Origin of the sequence: Pseudoalteromonas caenipelagi, from assembly GCF_013140855.1 — a bacterium.
GTDB classification, from domain to species: domain Bacteria; phylum Pseudomonadota; class Gammaproteobacteria; order Enterobacterales; family Alteromonadaceae; genus Pseudoalteromonas; species Pseudoalteromonas caenipelagi.
In genome coordinates this window covers 92116-115863 of record NZ_JABBPG010000011.1, presented here as the reverse complement: position 1 = coordinate 115863, position 23748 = coordinate 92116, and the positions used below count along the sequence as shown (strand labels likewise).

At 41.0% G+C, this 23748-nt stretch carries 21 protein-coding genes; 12 read left to right on the top strand and 9 right to left on the bottom strand.

Going from position 1 to position 23748, the window contains the following annotated elements:
• Positions 1-160: 160 nt before the first annotated feature.
• On the top strand, positions 161-2668 hold the full coding sequence (locus HG263_RS19715; protein WP_171627790.1) for an EAL domain-containing protein: 2508 nt from the start codon (positions 161-163) through the stop codon (positions 2666-2668).
• A 152-nt stretch (positions 2669-2820) separates the two neighbouring features.
• Positions 2821-3018 carry a hypothetical protein gene (locus tag HG263_RS19710; RefSeq protein ID WP_171627789.1) on the top strand — a complete coding sequence of 66 codons (198 nt, stop codon included), beginning with the start codon at positions 2821-2823 and terminating at the stop codon, positions 3016-3018.
• A 15-nt stretch (positions 3019-3033) separates the two neighbouring features.
• Here the strand turns inward: HG263_RS19710 and HG263_RS19705 are convergent, their stop codons facing one another.
• The 7 genes from HG263_RS19705 to HG263_RS19675 all read right to left on the bottom strand — a co-directional run bounded on the left by HG263_RS19705 (position 3034) and on the right by HG263_RS19675 (position 11710).
• Entirely contained in the window at positions 3034-3957 is a 924-nt protein-coding gene (locus HG263_RS19705) for a LysR substrate-binding domain-containing protein (protein ID WP_171627788.1), read from the bottom strand.
• A 146-nt stretch (positions 3958-4103) separates the two neighbouring features.
• Complete coding sequence (locus tag HG263_RS19700; protein ID WP_171627787.1) at positions 4104-5372, bottom strand: inorganic phosphate transporter; 1269 nt, start codon at positions 5370-5372, stop codon at positions 4104-4106.
• A 36-nt stretch (positions 5373-5408) separates the two neighbouring features.
• On the bottom strand, positions 5409-6086 hold the full coding sequence (locus tag HG263_RS19695) for a TIGR00153 family protein (RefSeq protein ID WP_171627786.1): 678 nt from the start codon (positions 6084-6086) through the stop codon (positions 5409-5411).
• A 139-nt stretch (positions 6087-6225) separates the two neighbouring features.
• Entirely contained in the window at positions 6226-6927 is a 702-nt protein-coding gene (gene phoU / locus HG263_RS19690; protein ID WP_171627785.1) for a phosphate signaling complex protein PhoU, read from the bottom strand.
• Between the two features lie 24 nt (positions 6928-6951).
• On the bottom strand, positions 6952-7779 hold the full coding sequence (gene pstB, locus HG263_RS19685; RefSeq protein WP_171627784.1) for a phosphate ABC transporter ATP-binding protein PstB: 828 nt from the start codon (positions 7777-7779) through the stop codon (positions 6952-6954).
• Positions 7780-7808: 29 nt separating this feature from the next.
• The gene (gene pstA / locus HG263_RS19680) at positions 7809-9458 is read right to left on the bottom strand and encodes a phosphate ABC transporter permease PstA (RefSeq protein ID WP_171627783.1); all 1650 of its coding nucleotides are present in this window, start codon (positions 9456-9458) and stop codon (positions 7809-7811) included.
• 17 nt (positions 9459-9475) lie between these two features.
• On the bottom strand, positions 9476-11710 hold the full coding sequence (locus tag HG263_RS19675) for an ABC transporter permease subunit (RefSeq protein ID WP_171627782.1): 2235 nt from the start codon (positions 11708-11710) through the stop codon (positions 9476-9478).
• 322 nt (positions 11711-12032) lie between these two features.
• On the opposite strand from HG263_RS19675, the gene HG263_RS19670 reads away from it, so the two are divergent.
• The 3 genes from HG263_RS19670 to HG263_RS19660 all read left to right on the top strand — a co-directional run bounded on the left by HG263_RS19670 (position 12033) and on the right by HG263_RS19660 (position 16246).
• Positions 12033-12539, top strand: a complete 507-nt coding sequence (locus HG263_RS19670) for a glycine cleavage system transcriptional repressor (protein ID WP_171627781.1) — start codon at positions 12033-12035, stop codon at positions 12537-12539.
• 144 nt (positions 12540-12683) lie between these two features.
• Entirely contained in the window at positions 12684-14771 is a 2088-nt protein-coding gene (ppk1, locus tag HG263_RS19665) for a polyphosphate kinase 1 (RefSeq protein ID WP_171627780.1), read from the top strand.
• Positions 14768-16246: a Ppx/GppA phosphatase family protein gene (locus HG263_RS19660; RefSeq protein ID WP_171627779.1), complete on the top strand. Its 1479-nt coding sequence runs from the start codon at positions 14768-14770 to the stop codon at positions 16244-16246. The genes ppk1 and HG263_RS19660 overlap by 4 nt, the downstream gene beginning before the upstream one ends.
• Before the next feature lie 3 nt (positions 16247-16249).
• Here the strand turns inward: HG263_RS19660 and HG263_RS19655 are convergent, their stop codons facing one another.
• Positions 16250-17521, bottom strand: coding sequence for an EAL and HDOD domain-containing protein (locus HG263_RS19655; protein ID WP_171627778.1), 1272 nt, complete (start codon positions 17519-17521; stop codon positions 16250-16252).
• A 162-nt stretch (positions 17522-17683) separates the two neighbouring features.
• Between HG263_RS19655 and HG263_RS19650 the strand changes: the two genes are divergently transcribed.
• Complete coding sequence (locus tag HG263_RS19650; RefSeq protein ID WP_171627777.1) at positions 17684-18415, top strand: substrate-binding periplasmic protein; 732 nt, start codon at positions 17684-17686, stop codon at positions 18413-18415.
• 36 nt (positions 18416-18451) lie between these two features.
• Positions 18452-19018 carry a PhnA domain-containing protein gene (locus HG263_RS19645; protein ID WP_171627776.1) on the top strand — a complete coding sequence of 189 codons (567 nt, stop codon included), beginning with the start codon at positions 18452-18454 and terminating at the stop codon, positions 19016-19018.
• A 96-nt stretch (positions 19019-19114) separates the two neighbouring features.
• On the opposite strand, the gene HG263_RS19640 is transcribed toward HG263_RS19645, so the two are convergent.
• Entirely contained in the window at positions 19115-19951 is an 837-nt protein-coding gene (locus tag HG263_RS19640; RefSeq protein WP_171627775.1) for a 23S rRNA (adenine(2030)-N(6))-methyltransferase RlmJ, read from the bottom strand.
• Between the two features lie 180 nt (positions 19952-20131).
• Between HG263_RS19640 and HG263_RS19635 the strand changes: the two genes are divergently transcribed.
• From HG263_RS19635 to HG263_RS19615, 5 genes are all read left to right on the top strand, one after another.
• On the top strand, positions 20132-20362 hold the full coding sequence (locus HG263_RS19635) for a cell division protein ZapB (protein WP_171627774.1): 231 nt from the start codon (positions 20132-20134) through the stop codon (positions 20360-20362).
• Positions 20362-20646: a cell division protein ZapA gene (locus HG263_RS19630; RefSeq protein ID WP_171627773.1), complete on the top strand. Its 285-nt coding sequence runs from the start codon at positions 20362-20364 to the stop codon at positions 20644-20646. The genes HG263_RS19635 and HG263_RS19630 overlap by 1 nt, the downstream gene beginning before the upstream one ends.
• A gap of 69 nt (positions 20647-20715) precedes the next feature.
• Positions 20716-21693 (top strand): hypothetical protein, encoded by a 978-nt coding sequence (locus tag HG263_RS19625; protein ID WP_171627772.1) that lies wholly within the window; start codon positions 20716-20718, stop codon positions 21691-21693.
• On the top strand, positions 21677-23194 hold the full coding sequence (locus tag HG263_RS19620; protein WP_246240039.1) for a LysM peptidoglycan-binding domain-containing protein: 1518 nt from the start codon (positions 21677-21679) through the stop codon (positions 23192-23194). Before HG263_RS19625 ends, HG263_RS19620 begins: the two co-directional genes overlap by 17 nt.
• Positions 23195-23251: 57 nt before the next feature.
• The gene (locus HG263_RS19615) at positions 23252-23740 is read left to right on the top strand and encodes an FKBP-type peptidyl-prolyl cis-trans isomerase (protein ID WP_171627771.1); all 489 of its coding nucleotides are present in this window, start codon (positions 23252-23254) and stop codon (positions 23738-23740) included.
• The last annotated feature ends 8 nt before the right edge of the window (positions 23741-23748 follow it).

Below are 23748 nucleotides of genomic sequence, written 5' to 3'. Positions count from 1 at the left end.
CTAGCACCGTTGCAGTTATGCGTAAGTGTTCAGCTAACGGGCAACCATTTAAGCTCTATGCTATGTAACAATTGATAAATAAAATCAGATATTTAGAGCTATTTTTATTATTGAGGTGTCGCTTGTTGTTTGTTATCAAATTAGAGTTAGGGCGTTAAACGTGGCCAGACAATTAAACTTATTGATTGTAAACTCTAGTCAGCAAGAGCGAAACACAATAAAAAATACCCTTCAAAATCTGGATGTTTTTGCCTTTATAGAGTGTGAAGATAGTCAGATAGCTCTGCAGGTATTAAAAAAACAAGCTGTAGATGTTGTCATAACCGGCCTCGATGTTGGTAAAATAGATGGTTGGCGCTTTTCACGCATGGTGCGCTCAGGCTTACTAAAAACGCCAAAAAATACACCTATAGTACTCATTCCACCTATTTATTGTGAGCGTATCGCCGAAACAACGGCCAGAAGCTATAGCATTGATGCTGTGCTGCCATTTGAGCGTCATCGTCAGCTGCCTCATACATTAGCCAATGTGTTATCAACCCATTTAGAAAAAAGTAGCCGCCTCAACCTTTTGCTACTTGAACCTAATCAACAGCGAGCTGATGAGATTTGCCAACATTTATCGCTGAGTTTTGCGTGTACACACGTTAATACTACTAATGATGCTTTATCTCTTTTTAGACAAAACAGCTATGCCATTATTTTACTCGATGCAACGGCTACCCGAGCCAACGCAGCTAAAGAGCTGGTCGACAGTATTTTAAAGCACAATCCAAATCAAGCCATTGTGACCATTATTGATAGCAGAGACGCTGACTATGCCGAACAGCTACTGTTATTAGGCGTGACCGATTTTGTCCGAGAGCCTTACGATATCTCCATATTAAGCAAAGTATGCGATCATGCGGCGCGCCGAGAAGATTTTATGGTGAGCTACGCCGAGTTTGAAGAAAAGGTATCGCAACTGAGTCGCAGCGAGCAAAATTACAAAGATTTATTTTCGGCGCACCAACGCATTTTATTACACCTAAATACTGTTGTTATGGAGCTAGATCAGCAAGGCTTGATCCGCTTTATCAACCCAGCTTGGGAGGCGCTTTCTGGCTTTGGTATAAAGTCGAGTTTAGGCCAGCATTTGTGTCAATTTGTTTCGCAAGAGTATCAACAAGAGTTGCAAAATGTGCTTAGTCTAATCATTAGCGAACAGCAACAACAAGCGAAGATAGAGCTACAGCTTACTAACCAAAAAAATTGTCAGATATGGATAGAATGCCGCTTTCAATTAATTCGAAACAGCACCAGCAAAACGACAGTCACTGCCACACTAGACAATATCCATGAGCGAAAGCAAGCAGAGCTGCAATTACGCCATTTAGCCTTGCACGATACATTAACTGGTTTGCATAACAGATACTACTTTGATCAGCAATTACAAAATATATGTTCATCAGTCAAAGGGCGACATGATATTGAGCATGCGTTGTTATATATCGACTTAGACCATTTTAAGATTATCAATGACAGCAAAGGGCATCAGCAAGGTGACATTGTCTTAAAAGAAGTATCGCAGTTGTTTGGAGAGAATATCAGTGAAGAACATTTGATTTTCCGGATTGGCGGGGATGAATTTGCCATCATACTGAGCGACACCAATTTACTGGATGCACATATTGCTGCAGAAAGTATTTGTATGGCAATCGAAAAACATAAGTTCCATTCCGAGGAAAATAGTTACTCAATTAGCTGCTCCATTGGTTTGACGCAAATTACTTTAGAAAACCATGATGCCAACGAGTGCTTAAAGCAAGCTGATATTGCACTTTATGTGGCAAAAAGCTTAGGTCGAAATTTAGTGCACTGCTATAACAAAGAAGATGCTAATAATACTCTACAATCTGGCCTAGAGTGGGGTCACAGCGTACGTGAAGCACTTCAGAATAATCTAATAGAGCTTCACTATCAGCCTATTTGGGATATGAAGAATAACAACATTGCATACTTTGAGGCGCTGCTAAGGCTAGTTGTCAAAGACGAACTGATACATCCAAATCAATTTATACCCGCTCTGGAGTTACTCAATGATACATTTTTGATGGATCAGTGTGTTATAAGGCATGCTATCGCTGCTGTTGCAGAACATGATGAGCTAAATCAAATAGCGATAAACCTGTCTGCACAATCGTTTTTAGACGAAAGACTACTGCCACATATCCAAGCTTGCTTGGTTGAATATCAGGTAGCTGCAGAACATATTATTTTTGAAATTACAGAATCTGCCAGTATCAATAATCTCAGTGCTACTCAAGCGATGATTGCGAAGCTAAATCAGCTCGGCTGTCATTTTTCGATTGATGACTTTGGCACCGGATTCAGCACATTTAGTTATTTAAAGCAGCTGCCTGCCCAGCATGTGAAAATTGACGGCTCATTTGTACGCGACATGCTCAATGACCCTATAGATCTAGCACTTGTCAAAGCTGTACACGATATTAGTCATTCTTTAGATAAGCGCTCTGTTGCTGAATATGTTGAAAATATAGAAATATTTAAAGCACTGAAAGAAATCGGTGTTGATTACGCACAAGGCTTCTTTATCGCGCGTCCGATGCCTATTAAAGATCTAAAAAAAGCAATTCCAACTATTTTATCTAGCAAAACAATCCGATAACAAATTTATACAAAAGTCGACTTTTTCTTCCTGTAAATTCATCTATAATTACTCTAAACGAGGTTGTCCAGCTAAGTTGTTGATTTTTACATTTTCACTGGACATTCAATGGATTGAGTTACATCACCTTATGGACGTCTAGGAGTTTAATTATGAATCAACTAATGACTTTTATATTTGTGATCAATGCCTTAATCGCTGTGCAATGCTATCGCAGTGCAAAAAACAAAGGTTACCCTTGTAAGCTATTTACTGCTTTGGGGCTGATCCCTTATTTTAATTTGGTGGTGTGGGTGTACTTGTTGTTCCTTCCAGACCTAACCACAGCCAATAAATTTGAGCCCTCTTAATGGGCTCCTTGGTCCCTATTTTTGTATTTTTGGCGGCTCACATTGCTGCTTTACAAATTCCCCCACCTTTTCACTAAACAAGCGAAAATCGCGGATCCTGCCTGTTGTTTTACGCCACAATAGGCCTATTTCCCTATATGCGTCACCTAAAGTATCATTGGCGACCATCGGCTTGCCTTGCAAGATCCCCGCATTGAGTGCCATTTGCGGCAAAAAGGTGACACCATTTTGATACTCAACCATACTTAATAAAGTATGCAAGTTAGCTGCCTCAAAAGGGTTAATGCAGTCATTTCGGTTAAGGTGGCAGGCACTCAAAGCATGACCCGTCATACAATGCTCTCGCTCTAGTAAAAAAACACTCTTATCAGGTAAAAGGTTAAAGTCGCTTACTTCATCTGCGACATGATAATCTTGATGATGAACCAAAGAGAAATGATCTTTCGCTAAGACTTGTGTATGAAAACGCTCAGTATGGTACGGTAACGCCAACATGGCCATATCTATATGCCCATGTTCCAGTTTATCTAACAGTTTGTCACTGGTGTCTTCAACCAATATCAACTGTAACTGAGTAAACTCCTGCAAGCAAAACTGATAGAGTGGCGCTGCAATAAAACTGGCTACCGTTGGTATCAGTCCCAATGTCAATTTGCCTGATAAAGGATGCTTATAGCTTTTTGTAAGCTCTTTGACGCTCATCGCGTCATCGATAATTTTTTTTGCTCTTACGACGACTTCCTCGCCGATATCGGTAAACATCAGACTACGATTTTCACGTTCTATTAATTGGCAGCCCAAGGTCTCCTCTAGTGTTTGTATTGCACTGCTGAGTGTTGATTGACCAATGAAGCAGGCTTCGGCTGCTCTGCCAAAATGCTGATGCTGATGAACTGCGATTAAGTATTGAAGTTGCTTGATACTGGGCAGGTTATTCACTGTACTCTAATTATAAAAATAGATGATAAGCAACAGTATAACCTTGATAGTTTGGCAGGAAAACCTTATTGAACAGCGCCAAAAATAAAAAGACCCCAGTACTTACATACTGAGATCTTTTCAAGCTAAAAGTCTGTCTCTCTAAGTTAAACGCCGAACGCCGTTCTTAGAATGTAGAATATAACAATAGCAAGAGCTGCGCCGACTGGCAATGTAATCACCCAAGAAACTACAATGTTTCGAATTACACCCATATTTAATGCAGCAATACCACGTGCCATACCCACCCCTAATACAGCACCGACCAGTGTCTGTGTTGTTGAGATTGGTAAACCCGTGCCTGATGCGATAACAACCGTTGATGCTGCTGCAAGCTCGGCAGCAAAACCGCGACTTGGTGTTAAGTGGGTGATACCTTCACCGATGGTTTTGATTACTTTCTTACCTAAAATAGCAAGACCTGCAACAATACCTAACCCACCAAGAGGTAAAATCCACCAAGCAAGCGTGGCCTTTTTAGCTATCATACCGTCATTTTCAACAATGTTCACTACTGCCGCTAAAGGACCTATGGCATTAGCAACATCGTTGGAGCCATGAGCAAATGCCATACAACACGCAGTTAAAACCATTAATACAGCAAATACTTTTTCAACGTTATTAAATTGCATTTGCTTATCGGCTTTAGGGTCCATCTTAAGGCGCTCAATGGCTATTTTGCCAATCACACCAACGATGACCGCAATACCAATTGCTAATGCATAACCTTCAAAAGTCCCTAGGTTTATACCAATGTGCTTCAACCCTTTTTTGATAGTTACAAGCGCCATAACAAAACCAGCTAAAGCCATATAAACAGGTACATAACGCTTAGCATTTTGTAACGGTGCTGAGGTATCAAAAATCAGCTTCTGGGCACTCATAAAGATTAGGTAAGCGATAAAGCCCGAAATCGCGGGAGTTACTATCCAACTGCCTACAATCCCAGCAACCTTGCCCCATTGAATGGCTTCGCTGCCTACTGCTACTAACGCAAATCCAATAATTGCACCGATAATTGAGTGCGTTGTTGAAACCGGCCAACCCAGCAACGATGCGAGCAATAACCAAGCACCAGCTGCGAACAACGCGGAAATCATACCCAATACCATTAATTCTGGAATGTCCATAAATGGCGTTGCATCGATAATACCTTTACGAATTGTCGACGTTACCTCACCACCTGCAAGATAAGCACCTGCAAATTCAAAGATCATAGCAATTAAAATTGCTTGTTTAATGGTTAGCGCTTTTGAGCCAACCGACGTGCCCATCGCATTAGCAACGTCATTTGCGCCAATACCATAAGCCATAAAAAAACCAACTGCCGCTGCAATAAGCACCAGCATTGTGCCGTAGGATGCAATGATATCCATTGTAAAACCTTACTTTAAACTTCTTAATTTTTTAAATTAACGTGCGAGCATAAGCTCTAGTCGAGAGCCTACACGCTCTGCGATATCTGCAAGTTCACCAACCCATTCGATGATTTTGTATAGAAACATCACATCAACCGGGTTTAGTTCAGCTTCAACAGCACGTAATTCTTGGCGGATTTTGATTTGCATGTCATCCGTATCTTGCTCGATCGCATCCAATTCGACCAACATGTTCTCTACCAAAGTTACTTCGCGACCACGAAAGCCAGTTTCTAACAGCTCATCAAGTTCATTGATTGCTTTAGAAGCTTGCTTTGTTGCGTCAACGCAGCGTTTTAGATAGACCAAGAAGTCCTCTTGAATAGATTCTGGGATCGCCATTTCACGGCCTACAACGCGACCAGCGATATCCTTAGCTTTATTAGCGATTTTATCTTGATGAGTAATTAGTTCTAGTAGATCGGTTCGTTCTACTGGCATGAATAAGCCACGAGGCAATTGTAAACGAACTTCTCGTTTCAATTTATCTGCATCGCGCTCTAAATTTCGGATCTGAACACGTAGCGCTTCGGCTTCGGTCCATTCTCCTTTGAAGACGTGATTAAAAAACGGAATTAAGGCCTTACTGGCTTTGTGAACGATTTTAATGTGTTCTTCTACAGGCTTAATAGGAGATTTTGCAAAAACTCCTAAAAACGCATTAGTCGGCATAACTGACCCTTAAATCATATTTATATGCTAAGCGGGGGTAATTTTACAGCATTGAACAGCTTTGTGAACGCTTTTTATCAATAAGATAAATTAAGTTGACCTTAACCTCTTTAGTCAAGGTCAACTTATCTGACATAAGCTATAAAGACTTTTCTATATCTTCTTGAGATGTATGACGAATATCTTTGCCATTAACAAAATAAATCACATATTCTGCAATATTCTGACAACGGTCTCCAATCCGCTCTAGAGAACGAACAGACCAGATCAAGTCCATAATTTTTGGAATTGAACGTGGGTCTTCCATCATGTAAGTCATAATTTGACGTGTTAACGCTTCGTACTCTCTATCCACTTTAGCGTCTTCTTTATGCACTTCAAAAGCACGTTGGGCGTCCATTCGCGCAAATGCGTCTAGCACGTCATGTAACATTTTAGATACTTGCCGACCCATGTTTTCAATGTTTACGAGCAAATCTTGTTGATCTTTGGTGAACGAATCTAGAGCGACACGTGCAATTCGCTCGGCTTCATCACCAATACGTTCTAAGTCAGCAATTGTTTTAGCTATTGCAACAACCAAGCGCAGATCACTCGCGGCAGGCTGTCGTTTGGCAATAATGCGTGTACACTCTTCGTCAATGTTAACTTCCATGGCGTTAACCTGGTAATCATTTTCACTCACTTTACGTGCTTTTTCTGCATCACCTTCATTAACAGCATCTAATGCCAAATTAAGCTGTTGCTCAACGAGTCCCCCCATGCTCAACACATGGTTGCGAACATTCTCAAGTTCTTCATTGAAGCGACCTGAAATGTGTTTATTTAAATTATGTTCCATATTAAATCCCCTTCAATCAGCCACTTAACCGTAACGACCGGTTATATAGTCTTCTGTTTTCTTTTTTGATGGGGTAGTAAATAGCGTGTTAGTATCCGCATATTCGATAAGTTCACCCATGTACATGAACGCGGTCTGATCTGAAACACGAGCAGCCTGCTGCATATTGTGTGTCACAATAACAACTGTGTACTTATTCTTTAAATCGTTAATAAGCTCTTCAATAACTAATGTAGAGATTGGATCAAGTGCCGAGGTTGGCTCATCCAATAGCAATACTTCAGGTTCAATCGCAATGGAACGAGCAATAACCAAACGTTGCTGCTGACCACCTGAGAGACCAAATGCACTGTCATGAAGTCTATCTTTTACTTCATCCCATAACGCTGCACCACGTAACGACTTTTCAACTACCTCATCCAACTTACGTTTATCTTTTATCCCTTGTAAGCGTAAACCATAAACCACATTTTCGTATATCGATTTTGGAAAAGGATTTGGGCGCTGAAACACCATACCGACACTACGGCGCAATGCAGCAACATCAACACGCTTATCATAAATATTCTGACCGTGCAGAATGATCTCACCCTCTATGCGGCAAGTATCAACCAAGTCGTTCATACGATTGATACAGCGTAACAAGGTCGATTTACCACACCCTGATGGGCCGATAAATGCTGTTACCTGCCCTTTAGGGATTAACATATTTACGTTGCTCAGAGCCTGTTTATCCGCATAGTAAAGATCTAGGTCTTTGATCTGCAGAGACGTTTGCTCTGGAGTCAAGTTTGCAAGATCTAGCTTTTTTTGGCCGTTGGCCTGATTAACTTCTGGAGCTATTGTAATCATTACTTTCTACCTACTTAAAATCTTTACTATTAATGTTCTAGTGATCTGAATTTTTCACGTAAATGGTTACGAATACCAATGGCTGTAATATTTAACGCGATGATCACGGTCACTAACAAGAATGCGGTTGCATATACCAAAGGCCTTGCAGCTTCTACATTCGGGCTTTGAAAACCGACATCGTATATGTGGAAGCCTAAGTGCATAAATTTGCGGTCGAGGTGGATATAAGGAAAGTTTCCATCGAGTGGCAGCGTTGGTGCCATTTTTACTACACCTACTAACATCAGTGGAGCAACCTCACCCGCCGCACGTGCTACAGCTAAAATAAGTCCTGTCATGATGGCTGGACTTGCCATTGGCACAATAATTCTCCATAGCGTTTCAGCTTGTGTTGCACCTAATGCAAGCGAGCCATGTCGTACTGAGCTAGGAATACGAGATAAACCTTCTTCAGTCGAAACGATAACAACCGGTAGAGTCAAAATGGCCAGCGTCAACGCAGACCAGATAACACCAGGGGTTCCAAAAACGGGGCTAGGCGCAGCTTCACGATAGAATAATTCATCAATTGAGCCGCCTAACATATAAACAAAGAAACCTAAACCAAATACACCATACACAATTGAAGGAACACCTGCTAAGTTGATTACCGCGATACGGATCATTTTTGTTACTGCATTCTTCGCAGCGTACTCATGTAAGTAAATTGCTGCAACAACGCCAAAAGGCGTCACTATCACAGCCATCAGCATAACCATGAAAACAGTACCAAATATCGCAGGAAATACCCCACCTTCGGTATTAGCTTCACGAGGGTCATCACTGATGAACTTACCAATTTGTGTAAAATAATGACCGACTTTAGCAAAATATCCCATATCATTAGGGAACCAAACGTCCAACACTTGGTAGATTGGCAACGTAACTAACTCACCACGCATGTCACGGACCACAACTTGGTCACGTTTAGCTTTTTTACGTAACTCAAATAAGCGCTTTTCAAGGACCTTATAATCTTCACGTAACTGCACACGCTTTGACTGCAACTCAGCAACTCGCTCGTCAGTTAACGCATTATCCAGTACATAGCCTTTTTCTTGCAGACGTAAACGCTCAAGCTCATAGTTAATATGACCTATATCACCATTTTGTAAATCTAAGGCTTCTTCGTTTAAGTCAACCGCACGCTCAACTAATTCATATAGGCGCTCAGTTGCATTGTGAGTAACAACATTACCATCTTCAATAACCTGCTCTACATAACCATAGAAGTTGCCATTTTTACTTCGTTCAAAAACAGCTAAGCTTGCAGGTGTTGATTGCTTTTTGATATCCGTTGAAAGTACCCAGCGAAAATCAAGTTCCACATACTCACGGTTACCAGTTTTTACCAATAATCGCTCAATAAACTCTTCATCATATGCCGATAAATCAAATCCTGCAGCCTCTAAACGAGATTTAGGCACTTGCTCTCTGTCATAGATTTCACCAATCACAATCTGCTCATTTACCGAGCCTTGAAGGTGCAGTTCCACAACTTGTGAAGGCCAGAAAAAAGATAATCCTTTCCAAGCTATCATCGCTAATAGACCTAGTACCGAGATTAAACTAATACTAACGGCACCACCTGTCATCCAGATCCAAGGAGACCCTGACTTAAACCACTGTCTTACCATGTCATGAACTCCAATAATTACATTGAACTGTATTTTTCACGTAGCTGCTGACGAACAAATTCAGCCACCGTGTTAAATACAAAGGTGAAAATAAATAACACAAATGCAGCCAAGAAGAGGATTCGATAATGAGAACTACCTACTTCAGACTCTGGCATTTCTACCGCGATGTTAGCGGCTAATGTGCGCATACCCTGGAAAATACTCCAATCCATAATTGGCGTATTACCCGTTGCCATCAGTACGATCATTGTTTCACCTACTGCTCGGCCCAAGCCCATCATTACCGCAGAGAAAATACCCGGGCTTGCTGTTAGCAACACAACTCTTACCAATGTTTGCCATTGCGTTGCCCCCAAAGCCAAAGACCCATTGGATAGGTGTTTTGGCACACTGAATACGGCATCTTCAGCGATAGAGAAGATCGTTGGGATTACCGCAAACCCCATTGCAATACCAACGACCAGTGAGTTACGTTGGTCAAATGTCAGACCCAGTTCATTGGTGAGATATTGACGAACATTGCCTCCGAACATCCACTCTTCCACACCACCACTTATCGTAAAAGATAACCAGCCAACAAAAAGTACAACCGGAATAAGCAACATCGAATGCCAACCATCTGGCACTTTGTGGCGGATATTCTCAGGTAGTTTGGTCCAGAAAAACGCAGTTGCTATCACGGCCAAAGGCAATAGTACTAGCAAGGCGACAATTGCAGGTAAATGCGTTTCAATCAATGGGGCTAACCAAAGACCCGCTAAGAACCCTAGAATAACGGTTGGCAAAGCTTCCATTATTTCTACTGTTGGCTTGACCACACGGCGTAACTCACTCGACATAAAGTAAGCGGTATATACAGCAGCAGACAATGCGATTGGTACAGCAAATAGCATCGCATACATGGCCGCTTTAATTGTGCCGAATGAAATTGGTACGAGTGAAAACTTAGATTCAAAATCATCTGAAGCTGACGTAGACTGCCAAGTGTATGCGGGCTCAGGATAACCTTCATACCAAACCTCTTGCCATAACGCAGACCAAGTCACTTCAGGGTGTTCATTATGAACATCAAATACTGAGAGTTTGTTATCTGCCACTACCAATACAGCATTTGATCGAGGTGAAACAGCAAACGACTCAATTGCGCCTTCACTTACTTTACCTTGCCACAAATGGGCTTGGCTGGTGGTGTAGTAAATTCCCAAATCACCGCTACTATTAGTGGTAAAAAAAGTGCGTCGGTAATATTCGCTATAAATATCTACATTGCTGTTTTTAGGCGTTTCGAATGATCTGATCTTTTGAAAGTGACGGCCAGAGTCTGAGTTTACTTCAAACCATTGAGATACTTCGCCATTATCGTTCGCCAACATCAGTGAGTTAGCACCCGCTAATAGCGTAGTCCCCACTAAATTAGCATTCTCTTCATTAGCGGCAAGTATTTGTAGTTGCTCAACTTCACTAGGATAACGGGTATCAAAAATATAAATTTGGTTCGCTGAACGAACAAAAGTGCGAGTCGTATCAGGACTCATTAGCAGCTCATCTATACGACCATCTATCTCTAACTCAGTACGTTCAACAACCCACTCAACTTCACCGCTAAACATATTCTCTTCAGCTACAAACGATGCAAAAATAACGCGCTTATCTGCTGTAAGTGCTACGACCGCGGTTTTATCTTCGTAGTGACTAAACGCAAATCGTTTAATCGCCTTACCCTGCTCATCAACAAGCAGCTGTTTGCCATCAAGGGGATAGCTTAAACGAGGAGAAATTACGCGCTCGTTACCAGGAAAGGTGACTAGGAAAGAGGGTTTGACTAAGGTTACTTGTCCATTATCTAGACCGTAAGCATATTGACCTAAAAATGGTGCACTTTTCGCAACACTGGTTACTTGTCCATCTAGGTTGACTGACAGACGTTCAATCAATCCACCTGCTTGCTTTCCTTTTACTTGGTAAAAGTCCACATGCCCTGTGCGACTCAGAAGGTAAGCTATCTCAGTTTGTTCTTCAACACCAACGCCAACATATTGCTGTGCATTACTCAATGTAACATCAACGCGTTTTTCAACTTTGGCTGATTCGAATATAGGCTGAACAACATAGAGCAGGTAGAAGAAGATCAACAACAATGCGATCAACACCATAACCCCACCAGCAGATATACCAAACTGTGCAAACCGGTCTTTGAATAGACGGCTTCTATCCGTTTTAAAAGACGGTTGCTGCGGATTTGAAGACATCAAAACACCCTTTCATTCTAAAGTTGGCGGGCATTATATTTCATCAAGATGACAGTTATGTTACAACGCAATCCATAAAGTATTATTATATTGAGTCCAATTTATGACACTGTTATTACCTTTTTTTATTTGGTACAAATTGTTTTCATTTCTTTACAAACTAACACTCGATTCTATTGGACATCAAAATTTGGTGAACTAATCTTAGAGCGCGGTATCTACCTTTGTAGGCTATGTATAAGGATTATACCCTCATTTGCTTAAACCGTTTTTTTCCACCGCTATGTTTTTTTATAGCAAAAATAATTAAGAGACACGCATTATGAAGCAGTTAGTTTTAACAATAATAGGAAAGGACCGACCAGGTCTGGTAGAAGAAATATCTTCAGCGGTACTCGCACATCATGGAAACTGGCTTACCAGTAATCTTAGCCATCTGGCTGGACAGTTTGCCGGAATAATCCAAGTAGAAGTTGCCGAAGAGCATTTACAACAACTTCAAGATGGACTTTGCGCACTCCCAGGTCTAGATGTAAGAATGGAAACGGGAGATATGCTAGCTGAGGAGCATACGCCAGAAACCATTAACCTCGTTATCACGGGTAACGATAGACCTGGAATAGTGCAAGAACTTGCAAGTGTGATACGTCATAAGGGCGCCAATATCACTCATCTAAACTCTCGCCAACAAAGTGCGCCTAATTGGGGGGTGCCTATTTTCAGTGCGTTTGCGACTGTTACGCTACCAATTGGTATGAATAAAGATAATGTAATTGATGCATTAGAATCTATTACCAGCGATCTAATTGTTGATATTGAAACAGAATAATCCCCACTCAACAACAGGCCGATATTCAACCTCCTTGCCACGAATACACACGTATGACAAGTTGTCACTTTACAAGACACTTGTCATACCTACGTCACAAACTGGACCTATATTTGACGCAGCGTATTTCTCGTGGACATCAAAATGCAAGCACTGCCTTCTCAGCCAAAAACGGTTAGCTATTTTGCCAAAGAACTAAGCTGGCTGTCTTTTAACGAACGTGTACTTCAAGAAGCTAAGGACGATAGCAATCCAATTATTGAACGTATCCGATTTTTAGGCATATTCTCCAATAACTTAGATGAGTTCTTCCAAGTCAGGGTTGCCGATGTTAAACGTCGTATCTTGTTAAATAACTTGCCAAATACTAATTTTGATGAAGATGAGGCACTGCTGAGTCAAATCAATCAAAAAGTCCTCCAGCTTGGTAAAAAGTTCAATTATATTTATCAGCAAATTTTGACAGACTTAACGAAATACAATATTCATATCAGTCAACCACAAACTCTGTCTGAGTTTCACCAATCATGGTTAAAGCATTACTTTGAAGACCAAGTATTGCCTAATATGGCACCTATGTTACTGAGTGAAAATAAAGACTACTCAGATAATATGAATGACACCATGACCTATTTCTTTGTACACATGAATGGTGAAAAGCAACACTATGCCTTACTAGAAATTCCAACGGATAGACTTGCTCGATTTGTACAATTGCCTCCTGAACGCTCTCGTCGCCAAAAACACATTGTCATGCTCGATGATATCGTGCAGTTTTTCTTGGCAGATGTATTTAAGAGCTTTTTTAACTTTGACAATATCGAAGGCTATTCCATTAAATTAACGAGAGATGCACAGTACAACCTCGATGATGAGATTGAGGAAGGCTTGCTAGATAAGATGTCTAAAGGTTTAAAGCAACGTCTGTACGCTGAGCCTGTAAGGCTAGTCTATGATGAATCAATGCCCGAAGAGATGCTGAAGGTTATGAAGAAGCGTTTGGGTGTAACCGATCAAGATGCATTGATCCCCGGTGGTCGCTATCGCAACTTTAGAGATTTCATCGCTTTTCCAAACGTTGGCCGACGCCACCTAGAGAATAAACCCCTGCCTCCTTTACAAAGCCAAGCGTTCAAAAAGGATGCCTGCGTATTCAATGCCATCTCTGAGCAGGATATTTTACTTTATTATCCTTATCATACATTTAACCATATGCTCGAATACGTTCGCCAAGCGGCGTTTGATCCCAATGTAACACAAATCAAAGTTAACATTTATCGTGTAGCACGCCATTCACGACTGATCGCGTCATTAATCAGTGCAGCAAAAAATGGCAAACACGTCACCGTAATGGTGGAGCTTAAAGCGAGATTTGATGAACAAAATAACATTGAATGGGCAAAACGGTTAAGCGAGTCAGGTATTAAAGTGATGGTGGGGATCCCAGCTTTAAAAGTGCACAGCAAACTGTGTGTCATTCATCGTAAAGAAAAAGGCAAAATAGTAAAGTATGCCCATATAGGCACTGGTAATTTTCACGAAAAAACCGCGAAAATTTATACCGATTTTAGCCTATTTACTCGTCACTGTGATATTTGTGAAGAATGTGACAATGTATTCCGCTTTATTGAAAGTAGCTATCGGCCATTTCATTTTGAACACCTCTTGATTTCACCTGTAAATGCAAGAGACCGCATATTGGATCTAATCGACCAGGAAGTAAAACATGCAGAGCAAGGGAAGAATGCAAAAATAACCATAAAAATAAACAATTTAGTAGACAAGCAATTGGTAGACAAGCTCTATTTTGCTGCCCGCTACGGGGTTAAAGTTCGCATCATTGTTCGTGGCATGTGTGCACTCGTTGCTGGCTTACCTCGCTTCAGTGAAAATATTAAAGTGATCAGTATTGTAGACCGCTTTTTGGAACACCCTCGTGTAATGGTATTCGAGAACAACGGCGAGCCATTAGTGTATATTTCATCTGCCGATTGGATGACGCGAAATTTAGACCACAGGGTTGAAGTTGGTGTCCCCATCTATAACGAAGAGCTAAAACAACTCATTATCGACATTTTAGAACTACAGTTTCGCGACCGAACAAAAGCAAGAATAATAGACGCAGAGCAAAAGAACAGTTATGTAAGACGTGGTAATCGAAAGAAAATTCGCTCTCAAATTGCCATTTATGATCACTTAAAGAAATGGGAAAACAGCAAGAGTAGCCTATGACAGAATATCCTTCCATTGCCGCCGTAGATTTAGGCTCAAACAGCTTTCACTTACTCGTCGCTCGTGAAATTGACGGTAGCTTTCAAGTACTACATAAAGAAAAGCAGCAAGTAGACTTAGCTGCAGGGCTGAATTCAGACATGATTCTATCCAACGAGGCGATGGACAGAGCACTTGCAGTTTTGAAGCAATTTTCTACAACATTGCAGAACTTCCCTCACAGTAATGTGCAGGTTGTTGCAACCTACACATTGCGAAACTGTAAAAACATAAAGCAATTTCTGACCAGAGCAAGGCAATGTTTTGGATTTAAAATCAATGTGATTTCAGGACAAGAGGAAGCGAGACTAATCTACCAAGGCGTTGCCAATTACGAACACAGTGAAGGAAATAGACTCGTCGTTGACATTGGTGGAGGAAGTACCGAACTGATCATAGGAGAACATTTCACACATAAACAGTTAGCCAGCAGAAATATGGGCTGTGTAAATATCACAAAACAGTTTTTTGCTAACGGAAAACTTTCTGAAAGGCGTTTTGCAAGGGCACAAATAAAAGCAGAGCAGTTATTAGAGCCGATTACCGTCAGTTATAAAAGGCTCGGTTGGCAAAGCTGTTATGGCACTTCAGGCACTATCAAAGCGCTGGTAAGCATAGCCCAAATTCACTTCAACACATCAGAACTTACATACCCTATTTTACTAAAAATAAAGGCCCTCATTTTAGAGTTTGAAGATTTCCATAAACTCACTGTGGAAGGGTTGCCCGATGAACGCAAAGGCACCATTTCTGGTGGTCTCGCGGTGCTTCTCGCTGTGTTTGAACAATTAGGTATCAAACGATTACAATATAGCGATCATGCACTGAGAGATGGTTTGCTGCATGAAACATCGACTAATCGAGAGTTTGATATTCGTACTCGCACCATTTTGACTCTCAGTGAACACTATAATGTTGATAGGCAACACAGCGAGCAAATTTGTCGTACTCTAGCGCTTTTTTATCAACAACTTGCAACGAGTTGGTCCTTACAAGAAGCAGATCTACAAATGCTAAGTTGGGCTGCTAAATTACATGAGGTTGGGTTAGTTATTAATTCGTCTGGATTACATAAGCATAGTGCTTACATAGTTCGTAATAGCCAGCTGCCAGGTTTTACCCAAGAGCAGCAACAGTTTTTGAGTAACCTAATTCGTTTTTACCGCAAAAAAATTAAATTAGCCGAATTGCAGCTAGGCAGTTCAATCGAATTAAGTCACTTCTTAAAGTTGCTCAGCCTGTTCAGACTTGCAGTAATACTTAATGCCAAAAGACAAGATAGCCTCTGCCCCGAGGTTAAACTAACGAGTTATGCAGATTCATTATTGCTTGAATTCGAACCACGTTGGCTAGCTGAACATACACTCATGGCGGCCGATCTTGAGCAAGAACAAAACTACCTTAAAAAACTAAATATTTCTCTAATATTTCTCTAATATTTAGCTAGTTTTTACCACTGAGAATACATCGTCGGCGTATTCTCTACTTTCCATCGCGAAGTTATAAAGCACCTGTGTTTTTGTTGCTGGACGAATGGCTTTTAGAATCATTTGTGCCGCCTGCCAATCATTCTTCTCCACTTGCAATGTAAGTTGCAGCGCACCGCCTAACAACCCCTTATAACTTAACAAAGCACTGCTTAAGGTACTATCAAGTGAAAACTCAGCAACGATGACAGATAACTCCACTTCAAGTACTGCATCTAACACCGACATCAAACCAATTAAGTAACCCTGTTCAGCCATTTCATCGCCTCCAGGGGCCAAAAATAGCTCCATAAACTTGGCTCTCATAAGACCCATTTTTGTTAATTCAGCAGGTTTGTCTACTCCCAACTCACTTAAAGCTAATACTCGTACAAACTGACGTATTGCATCTTCACCAAGATATACAACGGCTTGAGATATAGATTTCATCTCAATTTTATTTTCACCCGCTTTTGCGTTGGCAAGTTTCAGCACACGAGCCGTTAAACTGAGATCTTTTGCCACTCTTTGCTGTACTTCTTTAAAGCAAATATCTTTTTTAGCAGTGCAACGTAACAGATCAAAAACAATAAACTTAGATGGTTCAACATTTCCATGGTTAAGCATTTCAGGGCGCGCAAAATAAAAACCTTGAAAGTAATCTGCTCCGGCATTTTTTACATATGTATAATGTTCTTGAGTTTCGATCCGTTCTACAATAATGCTGACATCGGGATGACTGCGCTTAAGCTTTTTGATCATCATCGTGGTTTTTATGATGGGCTCTTCTATCTCTAGCTTAATGTAATCCATGTGCTCTATGAGAGGTCCCCACTTAGCATCACCATCATAGTCATCCAGCGCAAAATGATAACCTCGCTTTTTAAGTGTCACGACCGACTGAACCAACTTGGGAATATTTTTCGAGCGCTCGACAATTTCCACGACTAAGTTGTGGGGTTTTAGTAGGTTTGGGAGTTCTTGTAATAAGGATTCATCTGATAAGTTAATAAACGCACGATGTCCCGCAGTTAACCTTTCAACACCAACGAATATTAAAGAGTTAAAAAACATTCTGCCAGTTGCTTGGCCGTCAGAGACCCCCATTGGGAAAGCATTGTTGTTAGAGTCTCTATACAACAATTCATACGCATACAGGTTTTGCTCTTTATCAAGGATAGCCTGACGAGCTATATATTGTACTGCCGTGTTTTTCACTTTAGCAACAGTGCCACTCATTAACATCCAGATCCTTTTTAGCAAATCAATAGTCGATGTCTTATTTGAGAATACGTGAACCACGCAGGTCGAGCAAATAAAACTTTATCTTTGTTGTGTAATTAAACTTGTCTATGTCACTGCCACTTACAATTGCCTAATTTGAAAGTGATAGGCTAGTATAACCTTATGAGAACTTTATTAATCATAGTCGCTATTTGTATTTGTGGCGCATTAAAAGCCAACCCACAACTCACTTACAGTGTAAGCGGTTCAGGTAACTATTACCCCTATTATACCCATGATCCAAAACATCCAGGTATTTTACCTGAAATTGTCAGCACTATATTAACTAAAGCCAGCATCACAGGAGAAAACCTATTATTACCAGCCAAGCGCACAGTCCTATATCTTGAGCAAGGCAAAATAGACTTTGATTTGATAAGCCCAAGCTGGCTAAATGAGCAACAGCGTAAAGACACTCGATTTGTTTATTCCGACGCTATTTTATCTGTGGATGAATACCTCGTTTCAACGCATCAATTTGACAAGCCCATCACACTTAACAGTAAAGAAGTAGGCACCGTGCGCGGTTACTATTATCATGATGATTCCGACTTCAAGCGTATTGATTTTAATTCTGAAAAGGAGCTACTACAGGCTCTACATCGCGGCAGAATCGAACTGGCTATTATAGGGGATTTACCTGCTATTTACTGGTCTCAAAAACTCGGTGTACCGATTTTTTTTAATACTTTGCACTCGCAAGGTAATATGCATATGCGTATGCAAGCTAAGCATCGAGCACTACTCACTCGTATTAATAAAGCTATCAACGAATTGCATCAGCAAGGTCAGTTTCAAAAAATCATTCAACACTATGTGCAAAGTATTCCCATTACTGGCGCACAGCCTAACTGAGCAGTATAATGCTGGTTTTGACGACGGAAGTAAGTTATGAGTATCGAGGCTACCCTCCAAACACGCAGCGCTGGAAAATGTGAGTTATGTACAAGTTCTGACGCATTATCTGTATATGAAGTTCCCCCTGTCGCAGAAGCCCATTCCGATAAATGTGTTTACTTATGCCAAAATTGTAAATCACAAGTAGAAGGAAGTAGTGATTTAGAAACAAATCACTGGCACTGTTTAAATGACAGTATGTGGAGCCAAGTGCCTGCTGTGCAAGTAGTTGCCTACCGTATGTTGAAGCGTTTAGCGCCAGATAACGGCTGGGCACAAGATGCACTTGATATGCTTTATCTAGAAGAGGAGACTCGCAGCTGGGCCGAACAAGCTTTAGCTCAAGTAGAAGAAGTGGTTCATTTAGACAGTAACGGGGCGCGCTTAAACGCAGGCGACACGGTTGTGTTAATCAAAGATTTAGACGTAAAAGGCAGCTCACTTGTCGCGAAACGTGGCACTGCTGTTCGAAATATTGGACTGACGTCAAATCCAGAACACATTGAGGGCCGTGTTGAAGGTCAACGTATTGTTATACTGACCAAATTTGTTAAAAAATAAATACTCTACAAATTTATTAAAAAATAAATACTCTAAATATACCGTAGAAGCCCCTTTTCTGGGGCTTGTATTATTGTCCGACTCTGGGACTTAGTCCTATTCAGCAACTAGCTGTTCGCTTCTATAAAAGCCCGAATCCTGCGCTAATATTTCCACCAGTTCTGGCAATACTTCATCCATGGTTTTTTTCAAAGTCCAAGGTGGATTGATAACTATCATACCCGATGCCGTCATACCATGTTGTTCTGTGTCTTGCTCTGTCGCAAGCTCAAACAACTGGATATTTCTCATACCGGCGCTTTTTAATGATTGCTCCATGGCGTCAATGCGCTGGCGAGACACGACCGGATACCAAATCATGTATGTCCCAGAAGAAAAACGTTTATACGCTTTGCTGATCATCACTACCGCTTGCTCATAGTCAGTTTTTATTTCATATGGGGGATCCATCAAAACACACGCTCGTCTCGATGCTGGTGGCACCAAACCTAGTAGACCTTTAAAACCATCCTCACCTCTAACCCGCAGCGATTTTTTACCCTGCATATTTTGCTCGAGAAGCTGTAAATCTTTAGGGTGCAATTCAAAAAACCAACCTTTGTCTTGGCGGCGCAAATAGTGCTCTGCAATTTTTGGCGAGCCAGGATAAAAGGCTAACGACTCAGTATTAAAGGATTTTATCAAATCAATATAGTCTAGCAGCGCCTCGTTATTGCCCTGATAGTGCCAAAATTTGGCAATTCCTTCTAAATACTCTTGTGTCTTTTGCGCATCTGCACTACTTAACTCAAATAGTCCAGCACCTGAGTGAGTATCAATGTAGTCAAATCCAGAGTCTTTACGTGTCATATATCCGAGTACGTTTGACAGTACTAGGTGCTTGAGGACGTCAGCTGGGTTACCTGCGTGAAACGAGTGTCGATAGCTAAGCATAATCTTGCCTATTTAATAAAACGGCACCATTTAGCTGAACCGTTTCTTAATAAAATTGTGTGTTAGCGCTATTATCGCTCAAAGTCACATAAAAATCAGTATAAAGCCGTGTATTTACTAGCATCCTAAGTCACTTTGTTTTACATTTGCATGACAAAACACTGTGATAAGAGCGCATTTATGAATAACGATACACTTCCCCAACTCGAACAGCTAATCAATCAACTAATCGCCCAAAATGAGCGATTAAATAATGAGCTTTCTGAGCTTAAAGAACTAAACTCAAAATTAGTCGATGAAAATGAAACTTTGCAACTTGAAGTGCTTGAAAGTGAAGAGAAGCAAAAAGACACTAGCAACACATTAGCAGGCTTATTAGAAAAGCTACAAAGTGCGACTCAGGCTAGCTAATGACTGAAAAAAGCAACCAAGTTGAGGTCTCCTTGTTAGGTAAGACACATCAATTTGCCTGTACCGAGGGGCAAGAGCAAGTGCTCCTCGACGCTGTTGCTTTGCTAAATCAAAGAGTTGAAGATATGAAGCAAAGGTCAACAGTGAGAAATGAACAAAATGCATTACTCCTTGCAGCATTGCATTTATGTCATGATTTACAAGCGCTTCAACAATCCAAAGAATCCCAACAAAATCAGCAACAAGCCCTCATTAAAAAGCTAAAAGACCATCTGGGGGAGTAATTAGTTACTTCCCAAAAAATGCATTATCGGTTAAATTATCACCTCTTTTGTTGTAACTCATGGGCGATTATGCGTTTTATCTTTGCTGCCATTATCAGCCTGCTATGTAGTGTAACCTATGCTAATCAATGGCATAGTATTGATGCTAGCACTTGGCTAGTATCACCATCAAAATCGGCACGCTATATTCAGGAAAATCAAGCGATTATTGTAGGCAAACACTGTGCTGCAATTATCAATGCTCATGGTGATTTTGTGGCACTTGAAAACATGATCAATACCGCTAAGCAAAAGTTACAAATCCCCGTTTGTTATCTTGTAAGCACCTCTGCAGATACCCAGCAAGTGATTGGGATGGCTATGTTACAAAGGGCCTTTCCAAGTGCAAAATGGTATGTAGGGCAAGCTGTTTTCGATAACTTTTCATTATATCAGCAAGCTTTAGAAGACAAACTTGCGCTACATCGAAAAAGCCTGACATTAAGTACCAAACGACTATCTCAAGTCGACGACAAACAACAAATTCAAAAGCATATTGATATCGCCAAACAACGACTCGATGATTGGCAAAACTTGGGCCTTAGCACCCCCCAAATATTACCTAAACAAACACAAACGGCTCTAGAACTAGGCGCCCAGAGTGTTATTTTAAGTGCTGTAGAAGCATTTAGTTCGGCAGATATATTCGTGTTTAACCCCGCCAATGGCGCACTCATCGGTGGTAACAGTGTAGACCCGTTACCTGAGGTTAGGCACGAACATATATCGCATTGGCTCGAACACCTAAACACCTTAAAAACAGATAGTAAAGTAAGTTGGTTGTTACCCGCTCATGGCAAGCCATATAAGAAACAAGCACTTGAGCTACCGATTACATTTTTTGAAGCGTTAAATAAAGGCCTATCAACTAAGGAAGTAAAACAGCGCTTATCCAGTAAGTACGGCGAATATGATGCGCAAACAAAACGACGACTTATACACTATTACCAGCTTGCTCAGCGTCGAATAGCAACCAAAGCACAGGACACTGATGATGTTGTGCTGTAATCTAAGCCCGCTGTTTAAGCAATTAACAATCTATTGCTGTATTGGCACTTTCACATTGACTCTGAGCGCTTGTCAGTCAACTCAGAGTGAAATTACAGATAAACAAGATGTGGTTGCCATTAGCGATTCGTTAGCTCTGTCCATACCTCAAAAGGCGCTACAAGAAAGCAAACCTAGCCCAGTCAAGAAAGCGGCGATTAGACCAGATATTAAGAAAGATAAAAAGCCAGTGATAACCGATCTTTGGCAGCGTATCAGTACGCAACTGAGCTTTGCTATTGAGCCTAACGAGCGGCTAGAAAAGCGTATCAACTGGTATTTATCTCAACCTTATTACCTTGTTTCAGTCTCAAAGCGGGCTAAACCCTATCTATACCATATAGTACGAGAGGTCGAGCGTAGACGCCTGCCTATGGAACTTGCTTTATTGCCCTTCGTAGAGAGTGACTTTAGACCCAAAGTAACGTCTTCACAGCAAGCTGTTGGTGCTTGGCAATTAGTTAATTCAACCGCATATCACTTCGGCATTACAACAGATCAATGGTACGATGGGCGCAAAGATGTGCTAGCGTCAACGGACGCTGCTCTAGATTATTTGAGCTACCTGTACAAGCGTTTTAATGGTAATTGGCTGCATGCATTAGCCGCATATAATAGCGGTGAGGGGCGAGTAAAAAGTGCAATCAAAAGAAATAGGCGCCGAGGTAAAAGCACCCACTTTTGGCATCTCTCTTTACCAAAAGAAACCGCTGATTATGTACCTAAATTAATTGCGTTAAGCTATTTATTGCAAACTGAACACCCAAAGTTTAAACGCCCTAAACTGCCAAATTACGCACTAACAAGCCCTCTGGACATTGGTCAACAATTCGATTTTTCGATTTTAGCATCACTAACAGGGATTGAAAAAGCTCAGTTACACCAACTAAACCCAGGCTATCTGCGCCATCAAAGCTCTCCCAACGGACCACATACTGTTTTATTACCTATGACAGAGAAAGCTTTGTATAAAAGTGACTTTTACCATCGTTACTTTAGCCAAACTTATGTTGTACAAAAAAACGACACATTATATCGACTGGCCAAGCGATTCAATACGACTGTTAAGGCCGTTAAGTTATTAAATAACAAAGGCAATGATATGATTCGAGTCGGTGAAGTATTAAAGGTAAGTCAAGCCCAAGCATTTGATAGCTTGCTTGTGGATTATGAGATCAGTCCATATGTAGCACAGGTTCAACTTCCCAAACCGCTAACAATGGAGTTTCATCACACAATCAGTGAAGGAGACTCGTTATGGAAAATTAGCAAGCATTATAAAGTGTCGGTAAAAGATCTATTGGTATGGAATAAACTTAAGAGCAACCAAGTATTAAAGCCAGGAAAAGTGCTTGTTCTACACCTACCAAAAGGCAATGAAACGCCAAAACAACCAACAAAGAATGTATTCCTGTCAGATTTAGAACAGCTAGTCAAACCAGAAACTCGCTCTAATCGCTAGCTCTAAGCGCTTTGCTCACGTAAAATGGCGCCAAAATAGATAGAAAATGAGATAGCTATGCAAATCGCAAAAGATACCGCCGTTGAATTTCACTACACGTTAAGTGAAGGCGCAGAACAAATCGAAACAAGCACCACTGGTGAGCCTCTTACCTATTTACATGGCAATGATAGCATGCTGCCAGGTCTAGAAAACGCACTTGAGGGCAAAACTGCAGGCGACAAATTCAGTGTGACTTTAGACCCTGAAGATGCCTATGGAGAATACAAAGAGGGCTTAGTCCAACGTATCCCGATTAAACATTTACAAGGTCTTGGCGACAATAAAGTGTGGAAACCTGGCATGTCGGCAATTGTTGAATCAAATCAAGGTCGCCATCAAGTGAGCATCGTAAAAGTAGGTCGCTTCAACGCTGATTGCGATCTTAACCACCCATTTGCAGGCAAAACGCTAACATTTGATGTTGAAGTTGTATCTGTTCGCGAAGCAACAGCTGAAGAACTTGCACATGGTCACGTGCACAGTGACGGTGGCTGTGGCCACTAAGGAATAAG